The sequence below is a fragment of the uncultured Microbacterium sp. genome (assembly GCF_963521695.1).
Classification (GTDB): domain Bacteria; phylum Actinomycetota; class Actinomycetes; order Actinomycetales; family Microbacteriaceae; genus Microbacterium.
In genome coordinates, this window is sequence record NZ_CAUQWC010000309.1 from 1 (window position 1) to 3,077 (window position 3,077).

A 3,077-nucleotide genomic window follows, 5' to 3' on the forward strand; every position below is an offset into this window, starting at 1 on the left:
GCTCCGCCGCCTCCAGCGCGAGCGCGGTCTCACCTACCCCTTCGTCTCGCACGACCTCGCACTCGTCCGCTAGATCGCCGACACCGTCTTGGTGCTCAAGGACGGTCGCGTCGTCGAGGCGGGCCGCGTCGCCGACGTGTTCTCGCACCCGCGCGAGGAGTACACGCGTGCCCTCGTCGATGCCATCCCCTCGCCTGAACTCCGGAGCCCCGATGACCCTCCGCTCCCGCGACCGGCTCGCGGCCGACGCGAGCGCGGAGGGCGTGGAGTAGCATCCGCGCGCAGAGTCGGTAATCGCCGCAAAGTCAGTGATCTGCGTGACCTCAGCGCGTTTCGGTGGATACCGGCTGAGGTTGAGCAGATCGCTGAGGGTGAGCCCGCGGCCCGGCGGGAATCACTGCCCCGGTGCCCACCCGAGCAGCGGCCCCAACCGCCCCGCGATGTCTTCGAGGATCTGCACGTAATCATCGGATGCGAGGTCGAACGGCAGGGCGAAGGCCACCTCGTCGACCTCGCCGAACGCGGCGCTGGACAGCAAGTGCTCGGCGATCTGCTCCGAGGTGCCGACGAGGTCGGCGGCGAACAGCATCCCCCGCGGACCCTGGGGGACGCCGACGCGCCCGCGCCGCGACTCGGCATAGGCCTCGTAGCGGTGACGCTGCTCGGGCGTCGCGGTGTCGGTGGGCACCACGACGAGGCCCTGCGACACCCGCGCGTCATCGCCGTCGGGGTGCGTGTCGCGGTACAGGCGGATCTGCGCGTGCTGCTCGGTGTCGAAATCCGTCGTCGTCGTCGATTGGATGACGCTGCTGGTGAGCAGGTGGAAGCCGTTCTCGGCGGCCCAGGTCGTCGACGCGGGGCTGCCGGCGCCGTACCAGAGTCGGTCGGTGAGGCCGGGGGAGTGGGGCTCTACGCGCTCGGAGTACTCCTCGATGCCCTCGGTGCCCGCGAACGGGTTGACGGCTTCGCCCGCGAGGAAGCGACGGAGCCGCGCGAGCCGCTCGTACCCGAAGTCCTCGTGGTCGGACGTGTCGGGGTACAGCGCCGATGCGATCTCATCGAGGCGCCGGGGCGGCCCGACCGAGAAGCCGGGCTCCAGCCGCCCGCCGGTGAGCACGTCGACGGTGGCGAGGTCTTCGGCGAGGCGCAGCGGGTTCTCCCAGCCGAGCGGGATGACCGCGGTGCCGAGGCGGATGCGGCTCGTGCGCTGGGATGCCGCGGCGAGCACCGCGACGGGAGACGAGATGCCGTACTGCAGGTGCCGGTCGCGCAGCCACGCACTGTCGAAGCCGAGGGCTTCGCCGCGCTCGATGATCGACAGGGTCGTCTCGTGCCCGGCGCGCGGGTTCTCGCGGTCGAACAGCCCGATGGTGAGGAAGCCAAGGGAGCGCAGCGGTCGGGTCATGCCGGCGTCCGCACGGCCGCGAACTGATTGCGCCGCCTCAGCGCGAAGCCGAGCTTCTCGTAGGCCGCGATCGCGTTGACGTTGGCCGCGGCCGCGTGCAGCAGGGCGCGGTCGCCGCGCTGCTGGATGTGGAAGGCGACGTCGAGCACCAGGCGCGAGGCGAGGCCCTGGCGGCGATGGTCGGCATCCACCGCGACCGCGCTGATCTCGGTCCAGCCCGTCGGGTGCAGGCGCTCTCCGGCCATCGCGATCAATCGCCCCTCTCGACGGATGCCGATGTACCGGCCGAGCTCGTAGGTGCGGGGCCGGAAGGGGCCCGGCTGATTGCGGTCGACGATCGCGATCATCTCGGCCGCGTCGTCGGCATCCAGTTCTATCGCCTCATCGTCGGGGCGGGTCTGCAGCGCGTCGGTCTCGACGAGCTGCACGCCCTCGCCGCCGCCCAGGTATTCCCACCCCTCGGGGAAGCCGCCCTCGTAGCCCGACAGTCCGACCTCGGCGCCCGGTCCGACGAGCTCGCGCAGGGCGTCCCACACGCCGGGTTCGTCCCACGTGCGCACCGCGACGAAGGGGGCGACGTCGGCGGGATAGCGGCGCACGAGGTCGCCGCCGATCGCGAACGAGGCGTGGGGGCCCGCCAGCGAATGCCAGGCGGCGTTGTCGAGGACGGTGGCGTCGGCGTGGGGGATGTCGAGGGTCGAGACGGAGGTCACCGGGACACTCTTCGCCGGTTCGCGTCCGCGCGCAACGTCGGGCGGCGGGACCCGCCACTCGATGACGGCGTGTGAAGCACCGAGACGGTTGATGACGGCCACGGGTTCACGTTCACCCCGGTGGCGGGGCGGACGCTGGCGGCCCTCGCGTCGCGGTGAGCCGGGGCCGGCGCGACACAACCGGGTCGCGGGCGCGATGTAGCCGGGTCGCCAGCGCGACGGAGCCCGCCCGGGGACGGGGGTTCGGGGCGTGGAATGTGCAGTGGGGCGGGCGATGAACGCCCCGCTGCACATTCCGTGCCCCTGACGGTGCGGGACGCGGCCGATGAACGCCCCGCTGCACATTCCGTGCCCCGGACGGTGCGGGACGCGGCGCGGAACGCCGTCAGAGGTCGTACGCGAACGCCCGCAGATCCAGGAATCGCCCGGGCTCGACCTCGACCGCATGCTCGCGCTCGATCAGGCGGCGGAAGCCGAGCTTGAGATAGAGAGCGTGGGCGCCGAGCATCTCGGGGCCGCTGTTCATCACGACGCGCTCGGCACCGCGCGCTCGGGCCAGCGCGATCACGTGACGGGTCAGCGCCTCGCCCACACCGCGCCCGCGGGCCGACGGCGCGACGGCGAGCTGGCGGAAGTCGAGTTCGCCCTCGGCTGCCAGTGGCGACAGGCGCTCGCCCGGCCGGGGCGTCCAGACGGTGCCCACGATCTCGTCGCCGTCCAGGGCGACCCACACCTCGCCCTGTGCGACCCGGCCCGCGACGTCGGCGAGCGACGCGAGGTAGCCCTCCGTGAGTCCCTCGTAGCTGTGGCGGTAGGCCTCGGCGGTGAGGCGTCCGGCATCCGAGTACTCGTCGGGCCTGACGAGGCGGATCGTCAGGGGGTGGTCATCGCCCGGGCCGCCGGCTCGCGCGGGGGCCTCGACGTCGCCGGCTCGCGTTGCGGGGTCCGCGGCGCCGGCT

3 protein-coding genes are annotated in these 3,077 nt (G+C 72.6%); all 3 read right to left on the minus strand.

Annotated features, from left to right (window positions below):
- Positions 1-394 precede the first annotated feature (394 nt).
- Positions 395-1,405 carry an LLM class flavin-dependent oxidoreductase gene (locus RWP81_RS15655; protein ID WP_314457661.1) on the minus strand — a complete coding sequence of 337 codons (1,011 nt, stop codon included), beginning with the start codon at positions 1,403-1,405 and terminating at the stop codon, positions 395-397.
- Positions 1,402-2,118, minus strand: coding sequence for a GNAT family N-acetyltransferase (locus RWP81_RS15660; RefSeq protein WP_314457663.1), 717 nt, complete (start codon positions 2,116-2,118; stop codon positions 1,402-1,404). The genes RWP81_RS15655 and RWP81_RS15660 overlap by 4 nt, the downstream gene beginning before the upstream one ends.
- 385 nt (positions 2,119-2,503) lie before the next feature.
- A partial coding sequence (locus RWP81_RS15665; protein WP_314457665.1) for a GNAT family N-acetyltransferase occupies positions 2,504-3,077 on the minus strand: 574 nt, incomplete at its 5' end.